Here is a 19,723-nt window from a genome sequence, read left to right as displayed (position 1 = left end):
GACGTAAGGCTAATAAAGAAAAAGGTTTTCCTGCTTAATAACAGAGAAAACCTTTTTCATAGTGCTTATTTGAACGGTGAAATTACTTAGCTAAATAAGTGCGAATTTGTTTTTCGATACCCGCACCATCAATTTCTAACATTTCATGCAGTTCAGCTTGTGTTCCTTGTTCAATGAATCGATCAGGCAAACCAATATTCAGTACTGGTTTCAGTGTCTTCTCTTTCATTAAAAATTCAATAACGCCGCTACCCGCACCGCCAGCAATCGCATTTTCTTCAACAGTTACAAGAACATCATGAGTTTTTGCTAATTCAAGTACTAAGGCTTCATCAAGCGGTTTCACAAAGCGCATGTCAGCAACAGTCGCATTTAAATTTTCTGCTGCTTCTAATGCATAGCCGAGCATGCTGCCAAAGTTTAAAATTGCGATTTTTTCACCTTCACGGCGAATGATACCTTTACCGATTTCAAGCTCTGTCATCTTAGGATCGACATCGACCTCCATACCGCAACCACGAGGGTAACGGACCGCACTTGGTCCTTGGTATTGGTGACCAGTATAGAGCATTTGACGACATTCATTTTCGTCACTCGGTGCCATAATCACCATGTTAGGAATACAGCGCATAAAGCTAATATCAAATGCACCTTGGTGGGTTTGACCATCAGCACCGACTAAGCCTGCACGATCAATGGCAAACATCACAGGAAGATCCATGATAGCAACATCATGAATTAATTGATCATATCCACGTTGAAGGAAAGTTGAGTAGATAGCGACAATAGGATGATAACCACCAATTGCCATGCCCGTTGCCAGTGTCACCGCGTGTTGTTCAGCAATCGCCACATCAAAGTATTGATCTGGGAACTCTTTAGAAAAGCGCACCATACCTGAGCCTTCACGCATAGCCGGTGTGATAGCCATCAATTTGTCATCAATAGCTGCCATATCACATAGCCAATCACCGAAAATCTTAGAAAACGTCGGACTTGCATCCTTCGCTTTGGGTAATGGTTTCTGGCTTAAATCAAATTTAGGAACGGCATGGTAATTAATTGGATCCGCTTCAGCTGGCGCATAACCTTTGCCTTTTTTCGTCATAATATGAAGAAATTGTGGGCCTTTTAGATTACGCATGTTTTTCAGTGTCTTAACAAGCTCATGCACATCGTGGCCATCAACAGGGCCAATGTAATTAAAGCCTAACTCTTCAAACATAGTGCTTGGCACAACCATGCCTTTGATATGCTCTTCTGCGCGTTTTACCATTTCTTTGATAGGAGGCGCATTGGATAGGACTTTCTTACCACCTTCGCGAATAGAGGTATAGAAATTACCCGATAGTAAATGGGCTAAATGATTATTTAACGCCCCGACATTTTCAGAAATCGACATTTCATTGTCATTTAAGATAACTAGCATATCGCTGTGAACATCACCAGCATGGTTCATCGCTTCAAACGCCATGCCTGCGGTGATAGCGCCATCGCCAATAATGCTAACAACTTTGCGATTTAGGCCTTCTTTTTCTGCTGCAATCGCGAGACCTAGACCTGCACTAATGGAAGTTGATGAGTGGCCAACCGAAAGTGTGTCGTACTCACTTTCACCGCGCCATGGGAATGGGTGCAAACCGCCTTTTTGGCGAATGGTTGCCATATCATCACGACGTCCTGTTAAAATTTTATGTGGGTAGGCTTGATGACCAACATCCCATATAACTTTATCAAAAGGCGTATTGTAGACGTAGTGAAGCGCAACGGTAAGCTCGACTGTACCGAGTCCGGAGGCAAAGTGGCCGCTGGTCTGACTCACAGATTTCAACAAATAGGTACGAAGTTCATCGCATACTTGTGGAAGGCTTTCAGCTGGCAATAATCGTAATTCATCGGGCGTGTTTGCGAGGGCCAGATGAGGGTATTTTGAGATATCCAAAGTCATAACAGTGTCGGCGCTTATACTGATTTAGCTTTTGCGTTCGATAATATATCGGGCAAAAACTTCTAATTGGGATGTATTGTAGGGTATAGCCGCTAATGCTTGTAGTGCTTCTTGATAAAGTAGTTGTGCTTTTTCTTGTGCACCATCTAAGCCAAGCAAGGCAGGATAAGTACTTTTATCCAAGGCAAGATCAGAACCTTGTGGTTTACCTAAGGTTTCGGTATCACTGATCACATCTAAAATGTCATCTTGCACTTGGAATGCAAGGCCAATAGCTTCTGCATACTTATCAAGTTGCGGCAAAATTGCTACGCCTTTATCACCAGCAGCTAATGCTCCTAAGCGGACGGCACAGCGAATCAAAGCCCCTGTTTTGTGTCGGTGGATTAATTCTAGTTGTTCTAATCCAACATGTTTACCTTCAGCATCAAGATCTAAGGCTTGTCCTAGACACATTCCGGCAGCGCCTGATGCTTTTGCAAGCTCACTTACCATAGCAATACGTTGGGTGTTGCCATCTTGGCTCAATTGTCCATTCGCCAAAATATCAAAAGCCAGTGTTTGTAGTGCGTCACCCGCAAGAATGGCAATGGCTTCATCAAACGCAATATGACAAGTGGGTTGACCACGACGTAATGCGTCATCATCCATCGCAGGTAAATCATCATGGATTAATGAGTACGCATGAATACACTCAACCGCAGCGGCTGGCGTGTCAAGATAGTCCTGAGTTACCCCTAACATTTCACCGGTTACGTAGGTTAGAAAAGGACGCGCACGTTTGCCACCCAGCAGTGTTCCGTATTGCATGGCTTTAAGTAGGGCTTTATCTGCAAATGGTTGAGTTGATAACCAGTTTGCCAATACGTCATTACTACGTTGTTGATAGCACTTAAGGGATAGCGATAAAGAAGAACTATTGGTCATGGCTTGGTTCAAAATCAGTCAGTGGAGCTTCATCATCTGCCTGAAGCAAAATTTCTACACGTTGCTCAGCTTGTGTCAGCTTTTGTTGGCTGCTGCGAGCAAGAGAAATACCTCGTTCGAATTTTTTTAGCGCATCTTCCAGTGGGATATCGCCAGATTCTAGTTCATTGACAATGGCATCTAGCTCATCAAGGGCGGCTTCGAATGCCATATTTTCTGGTTTTTTTGCTGCCATATCATTTTCACTCTTATCTAAGTGCACGAAAAATAACGTAGAGAATTACTGGGGTCAAATTATGTCACAGGAATCTGTGTCGCTGACAGTAATTTTAATAAATAGTCTTCATTAATTGGTTAATAAAAAGCTAAATGAAAAGCTGAATTGGTCGATAAAGAGTTACTTTGCTGATGACATTCATCATTTAATGCTAAGAAATGCCTTGGCGAAATAGTGAATATGGCGGTGGCTTTAAAGTTTTGGCTGTCTTTAGAGCGTATTATCTCAGTGATAGATTCAGATGTGTTGATTGATGTTCAATAAACGCAAGCCATTATTTTTACCTAGCAAAAGAGGATCATGCTTTGGATTTGGCGACGCTTATAGGATTGCTTGGTGCATTCGCATTCATTGTTATGGCTATGCTGCTCGGCGGCGATCTGGTTATGTTTTACGATACATCATCGATTTTGATTGTATTAGGCGGCAGTACTTTTGTTGTGTTAATGAAATACAACATTGGGCAATTTTTTGGTGCTGCAAAAATCGCCATTAAAGCCTTTATGTTTAAGACTGATAATCCAGAAGAGTTAATTGCCAAAATTGTAGAAATGGCTGATGCGGCGCGTAAAGGTGGATTTTTAGCATTAGAAGAGATGGAAATTACGAATCCTTTTATGCGTAAAGGCATTGATATGCTGGTGGATGGCCATGATGCTGATGTGGTTCGCGTCACGCTACAAAAAGACATTTCATTAACCAATGAACGTCATGAACAAGGGGTAGGGATCTTCTCCTCCTTTGGTGATGTTGCGCCTGCTATGGGAATGATAGGTACGCTTATTGGCTTGGTTGCCATGCTTTCTAACATGGATGATCCGAAAGCTATTGGTCCTGCAATGGCCGTTGCCTTATTAACGACGCTATATGGCTCGATGTTGGCAAACATGGTAGCGATACCTATCGCGGATAAATTAACCTTGCGTAAAGAGCAAGAGCGTTTAAATAAGCGTTTAATCTTAGATGGCGTGCTGGCAATTCAGGATGGGCAGAATCCACGAGTGATTGATGGTTATTTGAAAAACTACCTTCATGAGAAGAAACGTAGTGTGATCCTTGACGAGTAAGAGACAGTTTTATGGAAGAGCAATCTTGTAAATGTAAAAAAGGTGCGCCTCCATGGATGGCGACCTTTGCTGATCTTGCCACACTATTAATGTGTTTCTTTGTGTTACTACTTTCTTTTTCTGAAATGGATGTACTGAAATTTAAGCAAATTGCAGGTTCAATGAAATACGCTTTCGGGGTGCAAAATATGCTTGAAGTTAATGATATCCCTAAAGGTACGAGTGTTATTGCGCAAGAGTTTAGGCCAGGCCGGCCTGAGCCAACGCCAATCGAAGTGATTATGCAACAAACGATTGATATGACGCAGCGTTCATTAGATTTTCACGAAGGCGAGTCTGATCGAGCAGGGGGCACACAACGTGATGCGGGTAAACTAACAGGTGGACAAAGTAAAAAAACGGCGACACAAAATAATGAAAATGACGAATCTGAAGCCGATCAAATACAAGAGAAACTAAAAGAGATACTGACTAAAGCATTAGAACGTGAGATCAGTGACAAAATTATAGAAATTGAGAATCTTGGCCAGCAGTTGGTAATTCGTATTCGTGAAAAAGGTTCGTTCCCAGAAGGTTCGGCGTTTTTACAACCTAAATTTAAGCCATTAGTACGCCAAGTTGCGATGCTCGTTAAAGATGTGCCGGGCATTATTCGAGTTACGGGACATACCGCGAGTGATAAATTGGATTCAGAGTTATACCGTTCTAATTGGGATTTATCAGCGCAGCGGGCAGTGTCAGTAGCGCAAGAAATGGAAAAAGTAGAAGGGTTTGATCATACAAAAATGCGGGTGGTTGGATTGGCAGATACTCAGCCAATTGCTGATAACAAAACTCGAGAAGGGCAAGCTAAAAACCGTCGAGTGGAAATATCTATCATGCAAGGTAAACCGCATTTTAGTGATGAGATCAGCAGTAACTTTAGTGCTCAATAGATTGTAGTACTTAAGGTTATTACCATAATGGCAGCGCTAGCGCTGCCATTTTTATTGGGGCAAATAGAGTGGCTGTTTATCAAGAGCTTAAGATATTTACGCTGAATTTCGTCGATGAGAGTTGCTGGCAGAGATGATCATGACTAAGGTAAATATAATTGAAAGCCAATAACATGCGGTAAGTCTAATCGAAGATAACGTCGTGAGTTTTCATATCTTTGTTTCAGTGGTCGGTAGCTTGCTGTATAATTCGCGCCTTTAATTCCGTTTGGTACTCTCTGTCAATTTTCACGATATGATCTGTTAAAAATCATCCGTTAATGAATTGATTCTGTACTGTAAGCCCTGTGAAGCGAAGCGTGTTATGAAATTTATTGTTAAGCCACACCCAGAGATTTTTGTTAAAAGTGATTCAGTGCGTAAGCGTTTTATCAAAATTCTTGAGTCTAATTTACGCATCATCTTAAAGCGCCAGTCAGAGTCTGTTAGCGTTTATAACCGCCGTTTTTCATTGGAAATTAATGAATCTGATGAATCAAAGCGCGATATGATTTTAGCGATTCTGACGCAGACACCTGGTATTCACCATACCCTTGAAGTACAGCAAACGGAATTTACTGATCTTCATAATGTTTTTGAGCAAACATTAGCGCTTGTTGGCCCTGAGCTGGAAGGTAAAACATTCTGTGTTCGTGCTAAGCGTGTTGGTAAGCATGATTTTACTTCGATTGAAGCTGAGCGTTATGTCGGTGGTGGTCTTAATCAAGCTATCGAGTCTGCAAAAGTAAGACTGAAAAAGCCTGATGTGACAGTTAATATTGAAATTGAACATAATCTATTGAACCTTGTATTATTCCGTCATAAAGGTTTAGGCGGCTTCCCGCTAGGTACACAAGAAGATGTATTAAGTTTAATTTCTGGTGGTTTTGATTCTGGTGTTTCAAGCTACTTGCATATCAAACGTGGTAGTAAAGTCCATTACTGTTTCTTTAATTTAGGTGGTCCTGCACACGAGATCGGTGTTAAGCAGGTTGCGCATTATATTTGGAACAAGTTTGGTTCTTCAGCAAAAGTTAAATTTATCGCGATTGATTTTGAACCTGTTGTTGGTGAGATTTTAGAGAAAGTCGACGATGGTCAAATGGGCGTTATCCTTAAGCGTATGTTTATGCGTGCTGCGGGTAAAGTTGCTGATAAATTCGGTATCGAAGCATTAGTAACGGGTGAAGCGCTAGGTCAGGTTTCAAGCCAAACATTAACTAACCTTCGTCATATTGACGGCGTAACAGATAGCCTAATTCTTCGTCCACTGATTAACTGGGATAAAGAAGATATCATCAATGTTGCACGTGAAATCGGCACTGAAGACTTTGCGAAAACCATGCCTGAGTTCTGTGGCGTGATTTCTAAGAGCCCAACAGTAAAAGCGGTCAAAGCGAAGCTTGAAATTGAAGAAGACAAATTTGATTTCTCTATTCTTGATCGTGTTGTTGATGAGGCGCGTGTGATGGATATTCGTGACATCGAAAAGCAAAGCCAAGAACAAGCTCCTGAAGTTGAATTAGTTGAGCAGGTCGCTGGTGATGCCATTGTACTTGATATTCGTAGCCCAGATGAAGAAGATGAAAGCCCATTAGAGCTTGAAGGTATCGAAGTTAAGCACTTACCTTTCTATAAGCTAGCAACGCAGTTCGGTGACTTACCGCAAGATAAGACGTACCTTCTGTACTGTGATCGTGGTGTGATGAGCCGCCTTCAGGCGCTGTACCTAAAAGAGAATGGTTTCGAGAACGTAAAAGTTTACCGTCCTTTATAATCGCCACTGCTTTGTCTAAATAAAAGAAGCCTCGTAATTGCGAGGCTTTTTGTTATCGGGCGAGTTTCTATTACTTAGTCTCAACAGATTAAGTACGTGGTAATACGTCGTAATGCATATTCGGCCATACAACCATAGGCTCTGCAACTTCAGCCGCTTTGGCTTTATTTTCCAGTTGCGTCACTATCTCTAGCGCAAACTCTTGTGCAGTTCCGGGGCCTTGACTGGTTAATAGACGTGTATTTTTATCATACACCACACGTTTAACGCGTAATTGATGTGTTGGTATATGATGTTGAAAAGCAGGATGACATGTCATGATTGAATGTGTGAACACTTGATGTGGAATAAACATCACCGCAGGCGTTGCACAGATCGCGGCGATCAGTTTACCGTCGTAATGATGCTGCTTTACAAATTCAACTACCAGTGGGCTATCACGAAAATGTTCCGCGCCTTTTAAACCGCCGGGTAACACCACGCAATCAAATGGCTCATCGGCAACATTGATCAAAGGCACGTCTGCTACGAGCTTGATCCCGCGAGATCCTTCTAAAATTAGTGCGCCATCTTCTGCAGTACTTGCAATCGTTACTTCAAATCCAGCCCGCTTTAAAATCGCAATTGTATTAATTGCTTCCATTTCTTCACTGCCAGGAGCAAGACAAACAGCAACGCGAGGAGCAGTCGTTATTGGTTCAAGCATGATATGAGGACTCCATAGATGTAATGGTTTGCCATAACTGGGTATTCACAGGCACAGCAATATCGAATATTTTCGCTTGGTGAATAAGATAGCCAGTAATATAGTCGATTTCTGTTGGGCGCTGATAAAAAACATCTCTATTCATTGAAGAATAATTATCAGCGGTCGCTTTTATTACCGTGAGTGCCTGTTGATAAAGCTCACCATTTTTTATCCTGTAGCCTTCTGCTCGCATAACGAGCGTGACTTCATTACAAATTTGGATTAATTGGGCTTGATAGCCTTCATTAGCAAGCTCACCATTAGTACATTGATGAATGGCTGTTAATGGATTAATTGCACAATTAATGGCGAGTTTCTTCCATAATGGCTCCATGATGTCATCTTGCCAATAGCACGGTGATAATGCTTGATTGAACATGTCAGCGATGGAGTTATCAGTGGAGATGACAGAAGACAATGGGCCAATAAACGTTTGTCCAAGCCCTGTATGGCGTAGCGTACTTTCAGCTGTTTTTAAAGCAGCATGGGATGTGGTGGCATAATAAATAGTATGTTTAGGAAAGAGTTGCTTAACAGCGTCATGGCTTCCAATCCCATTGTGCATGATCACTATCTTGCATCGCGCTGAAAGATCGTTAATAAGGGGATGTAAGGCGGTGATGACTTGGAACGATTTTACTGTCACAAGGAGTAAATCACTTTGTTGTAAATGATCTATGTGATTAGCATCGAAACAGTAAGTTCTTACTTTACCACTCAAAGATTGAAACGTGAGTGGATAGCGGGTTATGGATGAACGGGTCCAAACTTGAACATCATGTTGCGGTTGCAAAGCGATAGCCCATAATGAGCCGATTGCGCCTGCACCCAATATTGTGATTTTCACACTGCAATCCATTGTTAACTATATTGATGTAGATAGTAACATTGTTCAAATAGTGCAGGATCAAAAAAGGCGCTGATATAGCGCCTTTTCTCATTAATTACTCAATAACTTATTGATTAGAAGTTATATTTAACTGAGTAAATTACAGCATTTTGGTTGCCTTTAGTACCTAGCTTGTTGTAAGCGTAACGGTACTGAATGCCTGTTGTTACGTGATCCGTTGCGTTCCACCATAGTGCTAGTGCACCGTTTGCGCTTACATCATCGCCTTCACCTGCAACGATCATGTAGTTGTCATTACGACCAAACTCAGACTCGTGCCAGTTACTGATCATGAATTTTTCGCCGAATGCATTAAAGTTGTAGCCTGCAACCCAACCAAACATACCGCCATTCATACCAGAAAAAGATGAAGGATTTTTCCAATCAGCAGATGTCATTGTGTGGTGGAAACCGATAAATGGGTTGAAGAACCAGCCATCACCGTTGAATGCGTAAGATAGACCTAGCACGTTATTTTGTGCAGTGAAGCCATCGCTGTTCGTGTTGTAAACTTGTCCGTATAGACGAAGCTCTGCAATACCAGTTTTGTAAGCGATTGTACCTTTAACCGATGTACGTGCTTTATCAGAACCTTGATCTGCATTTTCTAAGTCAGCGAAACCGTATAATTCACCCCAGCTAAAACCAGCACCACCTTCAAGTTCTAAGTACCAGAAGTCTTTTTGGTGACCAGCACGCTCTTCTGTACCGTTAGACCAATCTAAGTAGTTAACGCTCATATCACCAAAACCATACAAGTACTCTGCTTGTGCTGGGAATGTTGATGCTGCTGTTAAAACGCCTAAAGCTACTAGTGACTTGCGCATGTTTTTATCTCACTCAATATGGTCTAAATATAGGGATTTTTGGCCGCCCCGTTTTTCTGGCGCTGATTCTAGTGTTTTATATCTCGTTTGGGAATGTAACGTTTGCGCAAACCTTTGCTTTTTGTGATCGTGATCGGCTGAAATCGATTACATTTACATTAAAAATGTGATGAATCTGAATTTATATTGCGATTTAAATGAACTTTTTTTGACTTTAATACTCTGTGCTAATTTTTTTGGTAGCAAAAATTCGCAATTTACATGAGAAAGGTAAGTTAAGGCTTCCGTTTTCAACAGAAACCTTACTTATCATAGGTGAGGTTATTTTTCTTCCAACGTATCAGTTGTTTCAGGAAGGGGTAAAGCATCATTCTTAGCAACGAGTTTGATTAAAAATAATACAGGAATACCTATCAATGCGGTGGTGAGGAAAAAGATGTTATAGCCGAAATGGTCGACATAAACGCCAGAGAATCCCGCAATAAATTTTGGGAAAAGTAGCATAATAGAGCTAAATAATGCGTATTGGGTTGCAGAGAAAGCCACATTGGTTAGGCTAGACATAAAGGTGATGAAAGCCGCGGTTGCAATACCTGCACCTAAATTATCTGCTGAAATAACTAAAGTTAACATCTCGAGGTTATTACCAACATAGGTAAATACCATAAACAACAGGTTGGTGATTGCGGATAATAAAGCGCCTAAGGCAAGAATACGTAAGGTGCCAAATTTACTGACAAGAATACCGCCTAAACCAGCGCCGACTAAGGTCATGATCACCCCAAAGACTTTTGAAATAGACGCCACTTCATTTTTAGTAAAGCCCATGTCAACATAAAACGCATTAGACATTACGCCCATCACCACATCAGAAATGCGATAACAACTAATGAGCAATAAGATCAGTAGTGCGTTTTTACCATAGCGCTGAAAGAAGTCTTGGAAAGGCATGACGACAGCGGTATAAAACCACGCAGCGAGTCTTGCTTGTTTTTTACCTATCCCTTTTTGCTGTAATTTTTGTTGGTAGTTATGTTCGATTTTTTGAATTGATGAGCTGTCGATCTTTGGCTCTTTAACAAAGAGGGTGGTGATCACGCCAATTGACATCATACCCGCCATGATAAAGTAAGCGGCTTTCCAGCCTGCAGGATCATAACCACTATCAGAGCCGAACCATGCAGCAAAAGCCAGTGCGCCAGCTCCTGCCATGATCATCGCTAATCGATAGCCTGCCATATAGGTTGCAGATAATGCGGCTTGTAAACGTACGGTAGCAAGTTCAATACGAAATGCATCAATGACGATATCTTGTGTCGCAGAAGCAAAGGCGACAACAATCGCAAATAAGGCAAATTGAAGAAGATCAGTTTGTGGGTTGCTGGTCGCCATACCACATAGCGATAAAATAATGATCAGCTGCGAAAATAACATCCAGCCACGACGTCGACCAAATAATCGAGAAAAAATGGGCAAAGGAAAACGGTCCACAAGTGGTGACCATGCCCATTTAAAGCCATAAGCAAGGGCTACCCAACTGAAAAAACCGATACTGGTTCGGCTAACATCAGCTTCTCGTAACCAAAATGAAAGGGTGCCAAAGACTAATAAAATAGGTAAGCCGGAAGAGAACCCTAGCGCGAACATGATCAATGCTTTGGGGTTTAAATACACACGCCAACCGGTGGTATTATTTTGTTGTATGGCTTTGTCCATATTTTCCTCGTAACACAAGTATCGACCATTGATACTTAGCAAAGTATAAAACTGTTATTTTTCTTTATAAATCAGATCTTAGCAGCAATAAGCCTAGTGTGCATTGCTTCATTATCAGTTCGACAACAACTTGTGCTTTTAATTCATAAACCGTAAAAGTAGGTTGATATTTAAGGGTAAATATTTAAGGACGCTGGATCTGTGTTAGTTCAGGGCAAGGGGCAAGATTGAGTAAGTAATAAGCGTGATTGGTGATTTTTTGTTGAATATAAATGTTGCCTAGCAATTGGTAATCTTCGAGCTTTATAACGTATTGAAGTAATAGCCAAAAAGTAGCTTCATAATCATCGATTGGATCTTTATCAGCGATATTCATGTCCCACCACTGAGCAAGACATTCATGGGCATCATTTTTTAGATGATAAAAAGGAACGTCGCCCTCAATAGTTGCAATAGTAGACAGCGCAAAAGAAGGGGCTTGCTCAAAAATAAACTGCTGAATTCGTTTATTTTGACGATGAAAAACAGACGGTTGGTAGAGAGGTGTGATCATATACGTCACCTGTACTTGATTGCGCACAGGTGACGTAATCAATTTATTTAATAACTTTCATTGATTCAATGATTATAGGCTGCTGTGGTACATCTTGCATACCTGTTGCACGATTAGAACCCGTTGGGATTTTAGCCATATCTTGTACAACAGAAAAACCTTTAACCACTTTACCGAATACCGCATAACCTGGATTATTACCTGCAGCATTTAAAAATGCATTGTCTTTATAGTTAATAAAGAATTGGTTAGTCGCAGAGTTTGGATTTTGCGTACGTGCCATAGCAACAGTTGCGGTGTCGTTTTTCAATCCATTACTTGCTTCATTTTTGATCGGAGCATGCGTTGGACGTTTAACCATGTCTTTATCAAAACCACCGCCTTGAGCCATAAAGCCAGGGATAACACGATGGAAAATCGTCCCGTTGTAATTACCTTCTTCAACATAGCGTAAGAAATTTTTACTACTAATCGGGGCTTTTTCTTCATTTAGTTGGATCGTAAAATCCCCTAAATTTGTTGTTACTAAGACCTGTGTTGCAGCACTGACAGGTAAAGCGATAAGTAAACATAGCGCAAGTAAAAAACGTGACATTAAACATTCTCCGTTAAGTATTGATGCAATTCGCCATCTTTGGCGATCTCTTTAAGCACTGAATTCATCATTTTCTCTAAACTTTGTGCGATTTCTTCGCGTGTCACTTTAAAAGCTTCTTGCTTGGTAGAGCGAGCAGAATATTTTTTACTAAAAGTACCTTTTGGTGTAGTTACAACGAGTTCAATTTGAAGTTGGCTATCAATATCATGTTTAACTAAGCCTTGGGTTACCTTGACTAAGGCTTGCTGAATATTGATAGCAATATTTGACGTTGAAGCTGTGTTTACAGTAATTCCTTCGCTGGCAAATTGTTTTTTTAATGCAGCTTGAAAGGTTGATGCAATATTACTTTCCGGTTGAAACTCTTCAACATTGGTCGCACCACTATCAACAATGGCGATATAGTTATGATTACGATCATCTTTGCTTGATAGTTGTACTGCAAGCTGTGATGTGGCTTGCTGTGCTAAAACTGGCGTTAATGTTAAAGCGAGTGGTGGTTGCGCAGGACGGCTTGCACATGCGCTTAGTAATAATGCTGCGGCAATCACAATATATTTTTTCATGCTCTCCATTTCCTTGTATTCGTTGTTTAAATATAAACGAAAAATCAATGTCGTATTAAATATCACAAGCAATAAATTAACGTCATAAACACGTTAGATTATTTTGACGATTGTAAAACCACAAATTTATTACTTTGGCCGATAAGTTTTACATTACCAAAGACACGTTTTAACTTTTCATGGTAACCCAATTGCCTATTCCCGATCACGATCAGATCGCCTCCTTGACGTAATACTCGTTGTGCATCGCAGAACATTTGCCAAGCAATATGATCAGTAACGGTATTTTGCTGGTGGAAAGGAGGATTACATAAGACTAAGTCAGCGCTATCAAGTGGGAAGTTATCTAAGCAGTTAGCTGTTACTACTTGTAATTGTTTAGGATTGTCTAAGTTTAAATCTGCATTTTCACGGCATGATGCAGTCGCCATAAAACTTTCATCGACACAAACAACGTTAGCTTGTGGGTTTAATTGTGCAGCTTTAATACCGATCACCCCATTACCACAACCAAGATCGATAATATCTTTATACTTTGCATCTTGTGGAATGAAATCTAGCAGTAAACGACCACCAATATCTAAACTATCACTAGAAAATACGTTGACGTGGTTAGTGATTGTTAACTTATGCTCAGGCACCTCCCATTGCGTAGGGCGGGGTAGGGGCTTTGCTAAGTTAGGATTGGTTTTACAAAATATTAATCGCGCTTTTTTAACGGCTAGTGATGTTTTGGTCTCACCTAAAAACTTTTCAAATAGCTTTAAGGTTGAAGAGTGAATCTCTTTTACTTTACCTGCCGCAATAATAGTGCAATCAGCAGGAAGTAAGTGACATAATTGTTGTAATTGCCAGCTTAATAACCGATTGTTTTTAGGCTGCTTTAACAAAACTAACTGAGGGTTGTTAGGCAATTTTGAAAGACAATCAACAATATTAATCATTGGTAATTGGTTGTTTTCTAAGTTAGCAATAAATGCCTGTTTAGAGACAAAAGAATCCGTCACACTTGTGACAGGTGCTTGATTTGAAAACCAGCAACTTAATGCGCCAAAGCTATCGTTCATGATAAGAATTGGACGTTCAGGGTCGAGTTCCAGATCGTTGCAATAATTGATCAGGTACTCATCGCCAGCATCCCATGCTTGCAGAGTTTCATTTTTCCTTACTGGAAAACGAGTTAGCGATAGAGTGCGTTGGTGTAAGGTTAGCTCTGGTTTCATTGCGGATAACTTTCAGGTATGTTTACAAAATAGTCGGCTATTTTCGCAGAACACCACGCGAGTGCAAAGGAAATACGACATCAGAACAAGAATAAAGTAGAGAAAGATTTGGCAATAGTGCGATATTGCGAGCGGAGGTAAAGTAAATATGATCCAACAACGTATCGAGCATAAACTTCATGATGCGTTTGCACCTAAGCATTTAGAAGTGCTTAATGAAAGTTACATGCATAATGTTCCCCCTGGCTCTGAGAGTCATTTTAAAGTTGTCGTTGTGAGTGCTCAATTTAATGGCCAGCGTTTAATCGCAAGGCATCGTGCTATTAATAGTGTGTTGGCCGATGAATTGGCAAATGATATTCATGCTCTAGCTATTCACACTTACACTGAAGCGGAGTGGTCTGAGCTAATGGCAGCACCTGCATCACCATCTTGTCGTGGTGGTTCACAAATTGGATAATTAGTGAAATATATTAAATAAAAGGTCGTTGTTATAACGGCCTTTTTTATTATTTGTCGGTAATATAAAACTGAGTGCGAATCTATAACTAGCATCTAAATTTGTTAAAAATTATCATCGCGGTCAATATTTAATCTAATTTTAGGTGATGATTCAAATAACACTCACTTGTTAACGGTATGTATTAATTTGATTATCTCAATAAAAGTGATGATGACATTTATGTTAAAAACAGACCTGAAAATAAATGCAAGGTCGAATGGCGTTATTTTTAATAAATGTGCGCTTCATCAAACTTATTGAGTTATTAAACTATTGCGCTTCAATTGTTGCTTGGTTTTCAGTCGGAATCGCGCGTATTGGCATAGAAAAAACAACGCGGTTAGTGGTAGAATCGCCGCCTTGAAAAACTACTTGCCGCTAATGGATGTGGTGAGGTAGTTAACTAGATGTTGCGGTATTGGTACTTGGCAAGTGAAATTCACTTGTAGACCGATTTCGAACTGTGAAAAGTCGTGTCTTAATTGCGCAATAGAAAATTCTTTTTTCCCTTTAATGTAGTGCAAGTGCGTATGATTACAATAAAAAAGGGTTTGGATATCCCAATTTCAGGGACTCCTACCCAGGCGATACATGATGGTAATGCCATCTCTAAAGTCGCCTTGCTTGGCGAAGAATATGTTGGTATGCGTCCTACAATGCATGCTCGCGTAGGGGACGTAGTGAAAAAAGGTCAGGTTCTTTTTGAAGATAAAAAGAATCCTGGCGTTAAGTTCACTGCTCCAGCTAGTGGCAAGGTAGCGGAAATTAACCGTGGTGCTAAGCGCGTTCTTCAATCTGTAGTAATTGATGTCGAAGGCGATGAGCAAATCACATTTAACAAGTATGAGTCAGCTCAACTTGCTCAACTAGATCGTGCTGTTGTTGTCGATCAATTGGTTGAGTCAGGTATGTGGACTGCGCTTCGTACGCGTCCATTTAGCAAGGTTCCAGCTGTTGGATCTGAGTCTCAAGCTATTTTTGTGACGGCTATGGATACCAATCCATTGGCTGCGAATCCAGAAGTTATCATCAATGAACAAAGTGATGCTTTCATTGCAGGTTTGACGGTTCTTTCTCGTCTAACTAGCGGTAAAGTTTACGTTTGTAAGTCTGGTGCTAGTCTTCCGCGTTCATCAGAAGCAAATGTTGAAGAACACGTATTTAACGGTCCGCACCCAGCGGGTCTTGTTGGTACGCACATTCACATGCTCTATGGTGCAGATGCAAATCACATTGCTTGGGGTATTAATTACCAAGACGTTATTGCGTTCGGTAAGTTATTCCTAACAGGTGAGCTATATACAGATCGCGTTGTTTCTCTTGCAGGCCCTGTTGTTAATAAGCCGCGTCTAGTGCGTACTAGCATTGGTGCTTCTCTTGAGCAACTGACTGATTCGGAAATGATGCCTGGTCAACTGCGTGTTCTTTCTGGTTCTGTGCTTAACGGTGTAAAAGCTGAAGGTCCACATGCATATCTAGGTCGCTATCACTTACAAGTGTCGGCGTTGCGTGAAGGCTATGAAAAAGAATTCATGGGCTGGATTGTACCTGGTAAAAACAAATTTTCTGTAACTCGCACATTCTTAAGCCAGTTCTTCCCTGGTCAGTTGTTTAATATGACAACAACAACGAATGGTTCTGAGCGTTCAATGGTACCTATCGGTAATTACGAAAAAGTAATGCCACTAGATATCGAGCCGACATTACTGCTTCGTGATCTATGTGCTGGTGATTCAGACAGCGCGCAACAACTTGGTGCATTAGAACTAGATGAAGAAGATCTAGCACTATGTACATTTGTTTGCCCTGGTAAGTATGAGTTTGGTCCATTGCTACGTGAGTGCTTGGACAAAATTGAGAAGGAAGGGTAATTCATGGGTCTCAAGAATTTCCTCGAAGATATTGAACATCACTTTGAACCTGGTGGTAAGCATGAACGTTGGTTTGCGCTATATGAAGCGTTTGCAACTATCATGTATACACCAGGTCAAGTAACGCGTACTTCTGCGCACGTTCGTGACAGCATCGACCTTAAGCGTCTGATGATCATGGTTTGGCTTGCGGTCTTCCCAGCAATGTTCTGGGGGATGTACAACGTGGGTGATCAAGCTATTGCTGGTCTTAACCACCTATACACAGCTGACAAGCTAACAGCCATTATTGCTGCAGATTGGCATTACTGGTTTACTCAAATGCTAGGCGGAACATTATCCGTTGACGCAGGTTGGGGCAGTAAGATGTTGCTTGGTGCAACATATTTCCTACCTATCTACGCAGTAGTATTTGCTGTGGGTGGTTTCTGGGAAGTGTTGTTCTGTATAGTGCGTAAGCATGAAGTTAACGAAGGTTTCTTTGTAACTTCTATTCTTTTCGCCTTGATCGTTCCACCTACATTACCGCTTTGGCAAGCAGCACTAGGTATTACCTTTGGTGTTGTCGTCGCAAAAGAAATTTTTGGTGGTACTGGTCGTAACTTCCTTAACCCTGCACTTGCAGGTCGTGCGTTCCTATTCTTCGCATACCCAGCTCAGATCTCTGGTGATCTAGTTTGGACTGCGGCGGATGGTTTCTCTGGCGCGACTCCGCTAAGTCAGTGGGCTCAAGGTGGTGAAGCGGGTGTTGTTAACACTATCACGGGTCAAACAATTACTTGGATGGACGCGTTCATCGGTCATATCCCAGGTTCTATTGGTGAAGTATCAACATTAGCTATCCTGATCGGTGGTGCATTCATCGTTGTTATGGGTATTGCTTCATGGCGTATTATTGCCGGTACGATGATCGGTATGATTGCAGCAGCAACGCTATTTAATATCATTGGTTCTGATACGAACCCAATGTTCAGCATGCCTTGGCAGTGGCACCTTGTATTAGGTGGTTTTGCATTCGGTATGATGTTCATGGCAACGGATCCTGTTTCTGCAGCGTTTACCAACAAAGCAAAATGGTGGTATGGCGCATTGATTGGTGCAATGGCTGTAATGATTCGTGTAGTTAACCCTGCATACCCAGAAGGCATGATGCTAGCGATTCTATTCGCTAACTTATTTGCACCTCTATTTGACAACCTAGTTGTTCAAGGCAATATCAAACGGAGACTGGCTCGCCATGGCAAGTAATAAAGATAGCATGAAAAGAACGCTGCTTTTTGTTGTTGTATTGAGCCTAGTGTGTTCAATCATCGTATCAGTAGCAGCTGTTTCATTACGCCCTAAGCAAGAAGAAAATGCGGTACTTGACGTACAGCGTAATATTCTTTCTGTTGCAGGTTTGCTAACACCAACAACGAACGTTAAAGAAACATACGGTAAGTTCATCGAGCCTAAGCTTGTTAACATTAAAACCGGTGAATACGTTTCTGAGGTTGATGGTCAAACTGCGGCACAATATGATCAGCGTGCAGCAGCGAAAGATCCAGCTGAATCTACTAAGCTTCCAGCGAACGAAGATTTAGCGAAGATCATTCGTCGTGCTAACGTTGCGACTGTATATCTTGTTAAAGATGCTGCAGGTCAAACAACCAAAGTTATCTTACCTATCCACGGTAACGGTCTATGGTCAATGATGTACGCATTTGTTGCTGTTGGTATGGACGGTAACACTGTTGATGGTATTACTTACTACGATCAAGCTGAAACTCCGGGACTGGGTGGTGAAGTTGAAAACCCAACTTGGCGTGAGCAGTTCGTTGGCAAGAAGTTGTACGATATGAACTTCAAGCCTGCAATTAAGATTGTTAAAGGTGGCGCACCAGCAGGTAGCGAACACGATGTTGATGGTCTTTCTGGTGCAACATTAACAAGTAATGGTGTACAGCACACCTTCGACTTCTGGTTTGGTGCTCAAGGCTTCGGTCCTTACCTTGCTAAGCTACGTGCAGGAGATCTGAATAATGGCTGATGCTAAAGAAATGAAAAAGATCCTATTTGGACCTTTTATTAGTAATAACCCAATCGCCCTTCAAATCCTTGGTGTATGTTCGGCGCTAGCGGTAACCACTAAGCTAGAAACAGCATTTGTTATGACAATCGCAGTAACAGTAGTAACTGCATTCTCTAACTTATTTGTTTCACTTGTACGTAATCAAATCCCGAACAGCGTGCGTATCATTGCTCAGATGGCAATTATCGCATCACTAGTAATCGTGGTAGATCAGGTACTAAAAGCGTACCTATACGATATCTCTAAGCAGCTATCTGTATTCGTTGGTCTTATCATTACTAACTGTATCGTAATGGGTCGTGCAGAAGCATACGCAATGAAATCACCACCGCTTCCGTCTTTCTTAGATGGTATTGGTAACGGTTTAGGCTATGGTTTTGTTCTGATTACAGTTGCTTTCTTCCGTGAACTACTAGGTTCTGGCAAGCTATTCGGTATGCAAGTATTACCACTAACGTCTGATGGTGGTTGGTACCAGCCTAACGGTCTAATGCTGTTAGCTCCGTCTGCTTTCTTCCTAATTGGTTTCATGATCTGGGTGATTCGTACTTTCCGTCCAGAACAAGTAGAAGCGAAGGAGTAAGGGGAACATGGAACATTATCTTAGCCTATTAGTTCGTTCGATTTTTATCGAGAACATGGCATTATCTTTCTTCTTAGGTATGTGTACATTCCTTGCGGTATCTAAGAAAGTTAAGACCTCGTTTGGTCTGGGTGTTGCCGTAATCGTAGTACTTACGATTGCAGTACCTGTAAACAACCTTGTTTACACTTACTTATTGAAAGATGGTGCATTAGTTCAAGGTGTTGACCTTAGCTTCCTGAACTTTATTACTTTCATCGGTGTTATCGCAGCGTTAGTACAGATCCTAGAAATGATTCTAGATCGCTTCTTCCCGCCGCTATATAACGCACTAGGTATTTTCCTTCCGTTGATCACAGTTAACTGTGCAATCTTCGGTGGTGTATCGTTCATGGTACAGCGTGATTACAACTTTGTAGAATCTATCGTATACGGCTTCGGCTCAGGTACGGGTTGGATGCTTGCAATTGTTGCACTTGCGGGTATTCGTGAAAAGATGAAATATTCAGATGTACCGGCAGGTCTTCGTGGTTTAGGTATTACCTTTATCACCGTAGGTTTGATGGCGTTAGGCTTCATGTCTTTCTCTGGCGTACAGCTGTAATC

The 19,723-nt window shown here is 41.3% G+C and carries 20 protein-coding genes; 9 read left to right on the top strand and 11 right to left on the bottom strand.

All coding sequences use genetic code 11. The annotated features are described in order from the left end of the window. Positions 1–82 precede the first annotated feature (82 nt). The 3 genes from dxs to xseB are packed head-to-tail and all read right to left on the bottom strand — an operon-like array spanning position 83 to position 3,110. Positions 83–1,948, bottom strand: coding sequence for a 1-deoxy-D-xylulose-5-phosphate synthase (gene dxs / locus C9J46_RS04690; RefSeq protein ID WP_107290600.1), 1,866 nt, complete (start codon positions 1,946–1,948; stop codon positions 83–85). A 24-nt stretch (positions 1,949–1,972) separates the two neighbouring features. Next, a complete protein-coding gene (gene ispA / locus C9J46_RS04685) occupies positions 1,973–2,875 on the bottom strand; it encodes a (2E,6E)-farnesyl diphosphate synthase (protein WP_107205420.1) in 903 nt (300 codons plus the stop codon). Beyond that, positions 2,865–3,110, bottom strand: coding sequence for an exodeoxyribonuclease VII small subunit (xseB, locus tag C9J46_RS04680; protein WP_005370105.1), 246 nt, complete (start codon positions 3,108–3,110; stop codon positions 2,865–2,867). Before xseB ends, ispA begins: the two co-directional genes overlap by 11 nt. Before the next feature lie 347 nt (positions 3,111–3,457). Here xseB and pomA point away from each other — a divergent pair, with 347 nt between their 5' ends. The 3 genes from pomA (at position 3,458) to thiI (ending at position 6,970) form a co-directional block, all read left to right on the top strand. Further along, the gene (gene pomA / locus C9J46_RS04675; RefSeq protein ID WP_107205421.1) at positions 3,458–4,219 is read left to right on the top strand and encodes a flagellar motor protein PomA; all 762 of its coding nucleotides are present in this window, start codon (positions 3,458–3,460) and stop codon (positions 4,217–4,219) included. An 11-nt stretch (positions 4,220–4,230) separates the two neighbouring features. After that, positions 4,231–5,154 (top strand): flagellar motor protein MotB, encoded by a 924-nt coding sequence (locus C9J46_RS04670; protein ID WP_107205422.1) that lies wholly within the window; start codon positions 4,231–4,233, stop codon positions 5,152–5,154. A gap of 364 nt (positions 5,155–5,518) precedes the next feature. Beyond that, complete coding sequence (gene thiI / locus C9J46_RS04665; protein ID WP_107205423.1) at positions 5,519–6,970, top strand: tRNA uracil 4-sulfurtransferase ThiI; 1,452 nt, start codon at positions 5,519–5,521, stop codon at positions 6,968–6,970. An 88-nt stretch (positions 6,971–7,058) separates the two neighbouring features. On the opposite strand, the gene C9J46_RS04660 is transcribed toward thiI, so the two are convergent. The 8 genes from C9J46_RS04660 to C9J46_RS04625 all read right to left on the bottom strand — a co-directional run bounded on the left by C9J46_RS04660 (position 7,059) and on the right by C9J46_RS04625 (position 14,090). Then, a complete protein-coding gene (locus C9J46_RS04660; RefSeq protein WP_107205424.1) occupies positions 7,059–7,676 on the bottom strand; it encodes a DJ-1 family glyoxalase III in 618 nt (205 codons plus the stop codon). Continuing rightward, on the bottom strand, positions 7,669–8,565 hold the full coding sequence (panE, locus tag C9J46_RS04655; RefSeq protein WP_233217679.1) for a 2-dehydropantoate 2-reductase: 897 nt from the start codon (positions 8,563–8,565) through the stop codon (positions 7,669–7,671). Before panE ends, C9J46_RS04660 begins: the two co-directional genes overlap by 8 nt. 116 nt (positions 8,566–8,681) lie before the next feature. Continuing rightward, positions 8,682–9,434 (bottom strand): outer membrane protein OmpK, encoded by a 753-nt coding sequence (locus tag C9J46_RS04650; protein WP_107205426.1) that lies wholly within the window; start codon positions 9,432–9,434, stop codon positions 8,682–8,684. A gap of 321 nt (positions 9,435–9,755) precedes the next feature. Then, positions 9,756–11,150, bottom strand: a complete 1,395-nt coding sequence (locus C9J46_RS04645; RefSeq protein ID WP_107290599.1) for an MFS transporter — start codon at positions 11,148–11,150, stop codon at positions 9,756–9,758. A 184-nt stretch (positions 11,151–11,334) separates the two neighbouring features. Next, positions 11,335–11,703 carry a hypothetical protein gene (locus tag C9J46_RS04640; protein ID WP_107205428.1) on the bottom strand — a complete coding sequence of 123 codons (369 nt, stop codon included), beginning with the start codon at positions 11,701–11,703 and terminating at the stop codon, positions 11,335–11,337. A 43-nt stretch (positions 11,704–11,746) separates the two neighbouring features. After that, positions 11,747–12,298, bottom strand: coding sequence for a peptidylprolyl isomerase (locus tag C9J46_RS04635; RefSeq protein WP_107205429.1), 552 nt, complete (start codon positions 12,296–12,298; stop codon positions 11,747–11,749). Continuing rightward, positions 12,298–12,867, bottom strand: coding sequence for a YajG family lipoprotein (locus C9J46_RS04630; protein WP_107290598.1), 570 nt, complete (start codon positions 12,865–12,867; stop codon positions 12,298–12,300). The genes C9J46_RS04635 and C9J46_RS04630 overlap by 1 nt, the downstream gene beginning before the upstream one ends. A 98-nt stretch (positions 12,868–12,965) precedes the next feature. Further along, positions 12,966–14,090, bottom strand: a complete 1,125-nt coding sequence (locus C9J46_RS04625) for a methyltransferase (RefSeq protein WP_107290597.1) — start codon at positions 14,088–14,090, stop codon at positions 12,966–12,968. Positions 14,091–14,238: 148 nt separating this feature from the next. Between C9J46_RS04625 and bolA the strand changes: the two genes are divergently transcribed. From bolA to nqrE, 6 genes are all read left to right on the top strand, one after another. Next, positions 14,239–14,550 carry a transcriptional regulator BolA gene (gene bolA / locus C9J46_RS04620; protein WP_107205432.1) on the top strand — a complete coding sequence of 104 codons (312 nt, stop codon included), beginning with the start codon at positions 14,239–14,241 and terminating at the stop codon, positions 14,548–14,550. Positions 14,551–15,122: 572 nt separating this feature from the next. After that, a complete protein-coding gene (locus tag C9J46_RS21630; RefSeq protein ID WP_199190627.1) occupies positions 15,123–16,463 on the top strand; it encodes a Na(+)-translocating NADH-quinone reductase subunit A in 1,341 nt (446 codons plus the stop codon). Between the two features lie 3 nt (positions 16,464–16,466). Further along, positions 16,467–17,711, top strand: a complete 1,245-nt coding sequence (locus C9J46_RS21625; protein WP_107205433.1) for an NADH:ubiquinone reductase (Na(+)-transporting) subunit B — start codon at positions 16,467–16,469, stop codon at positions 17,709–17,711. Further along, a complete protein-coding gene (locus tag C9J46_RS04610; protein WP_107245664.1) occupies positions 17,701–18,492 on the top strand; it encodes a Na(+)-translocating NADH-quinone reductase subunit C in 792 nt (263 codons plus the stop codon). The genes C9J46_RS21625 and C9J46_RS04610 overlap by 11 nt, the downstream gene beginning before the upstream one ends. Then, positions 18,485–19,117 carry an NADH:ubiquinone reductase (Na(+)-transporting) subunit D gene (locus tag C9J46_RS04605; RefSeq protein WP_107205435.1) on the top strand — a complete coding sequence of 211 codons (633 nt, stop codon included), beginning with the start codon at positions 18,485–18,487 and terminating at the stop codon, positions 19,115–19,117. Before C9J46_RS04610 ends, C9J46_RS04605 begins: the two co-directional genes overlap by 8 nt. Positions 19,118–19,124: 7 nt before the next feature. Next, a complete protein-coding gene (gene nqrE, locus C9J46_RS04600) occupies positions 19,125–19,721 on the top strand; it encodes an NADH:ubiquinone reductase (Na(+)-transporting) subunit E (RefSeq protein ID WP_005370126.1) in 597 nt (198 codons plus the stop codon). The last annotated feature ends 2 nt before the right edge of the window (positions 19,722–19,723 follow it).

This window comes from Photobacterium sp. GB-36 (assembly GCF_003026135.1).
GTDB lineage: Bacteria > Pseudomonadota > Gammaproteobacteria > Enterobacterales > Vibrionaceae > Photobacterium.
This window is presented reverse-complemented; position numbering and strand designations above follow the sequence as displayed.

Bases quoted from the DNA above. Each gene is read 5' to 3' on its own strand.
- dxs (WP_107290600.1), bottom strand. From the start codon at position 1,948: ATGACTTTGGATATCTCAAAATACCCTCATCTGGCCCTCGCAAACACG.
- ispA (WP_107205420.1), bottom strand. From the start codon at position 2,875: ATGACCAATAGTTCTTCTTTATCGCTATCCCTTAAGTGCTATCAACAA.
- xseB (WP_005370105.1), bottom strand. From the start codon at position 3,110: ATGGCAGCAAAAAAACCAGAAAATATGGCATTCGAAGCCGCCCTTGAT.
- C9J46_RS04670 (WP_107205422.1), top strand. From the start codon at position 4,231: ATGGAAGAGCAATCTTGTAAATGTAAAAAAGGTGCGCCTCCATGGATG.
- thiI (WP_107205423.1), top strand. From the start codon at position 5,519: ATGAAATTTATTGTTAAGCCACACCCAGAGATTTTTGTTAAAAGTGAT.
- C9J46_RS04660 (WP_107205424.1), bottom strand. From the start codon at position 7,676: ATGCTTGAACCAATAACGACTGCTCCTCGCGTTGCTGTTTGTCTTGCT.
- C9J46_RS04650 (WP_107205426.1), bottom strand. From the start codon at position 9,434: ATGCGCAAGTCACTAGTAGCTTTAGGCGTTTTAACAGCAGCATCAACA.
- C9J46_RS04645 (WP_107290599.1), bottom strand. From the start codon at position 11,150: ATGGACAAAGCCATACAACAAAATAATACCACCGGTTGGCGTGTGTAT.
- C9J46_RS04640 (WP_107205428.1), bottom strand. From the start codon at position 11,703: ATGATCACACCTCTCTACCAACCGTCTGTTTTTCATCGTCAAAATAAA.
- C9J46_RS04635 (WP_107205429.1), bottom strand. From the start codon at position 12,298: ATGTCACGTTTTTTACTTGCGCTATGTTTACTTATCGCTTTACCTGTC.
- C9J46_RS04630 (WP_107290598.1), bottom strand. From the start codon at position 12,867: ATGAAAAAATATATTGTGATTGCCGCAGCATTATTACTAAGCGCATGT.
- C9J46_RS04625 (WP_107290597.1), bottom strand. From the start codon at position 14,090: ATGAAACCAGAGCTAACCTTACACCAACGCACTCTATCGCTAACTCGT.
- bolA (WP_107205432.1), top strand. From the start codon at position 14,239: ATGATCCAACAACGTATCGAGCATAAACTTCATGATGCGTTTGCACCT.
- C9J46_RS21630 (WP_199190627.1), top strand. From the start codon at position 15,123: ATGATTACAATAAAAAAGGGTTTGGATATCCCAATTTCAGGGACTCCT.
- C9J46_RS21625 (WP_107205433.1), top strand. From the start codon at position 16,467: ATGGGTCTCAAGAATTTCCTCGAAGATATTGAACATCACTTTGAACCT.
- C9J46_RS04610 (WP_107245664.1), top strand. From the start codon at position 17,701: ATGGCAAGTAATAAAGATAGCATGAAAAGAACGCTGCTTTTTGTTGTT.
- C9J46_RS04605 (WP_107205435.1), top strand. From the start codon at position 18,485: ATGGCTGATGCTAAAGAAATGAAAAAGATCCTATTTGGACCTTTTATT.
- nqrE (WP_005370126.1), top strand. From the start codon at position 19,125: ATGGAACATTATCTTAGCCTATTAGTTCGTTCGATTTTTATCGAGAAC.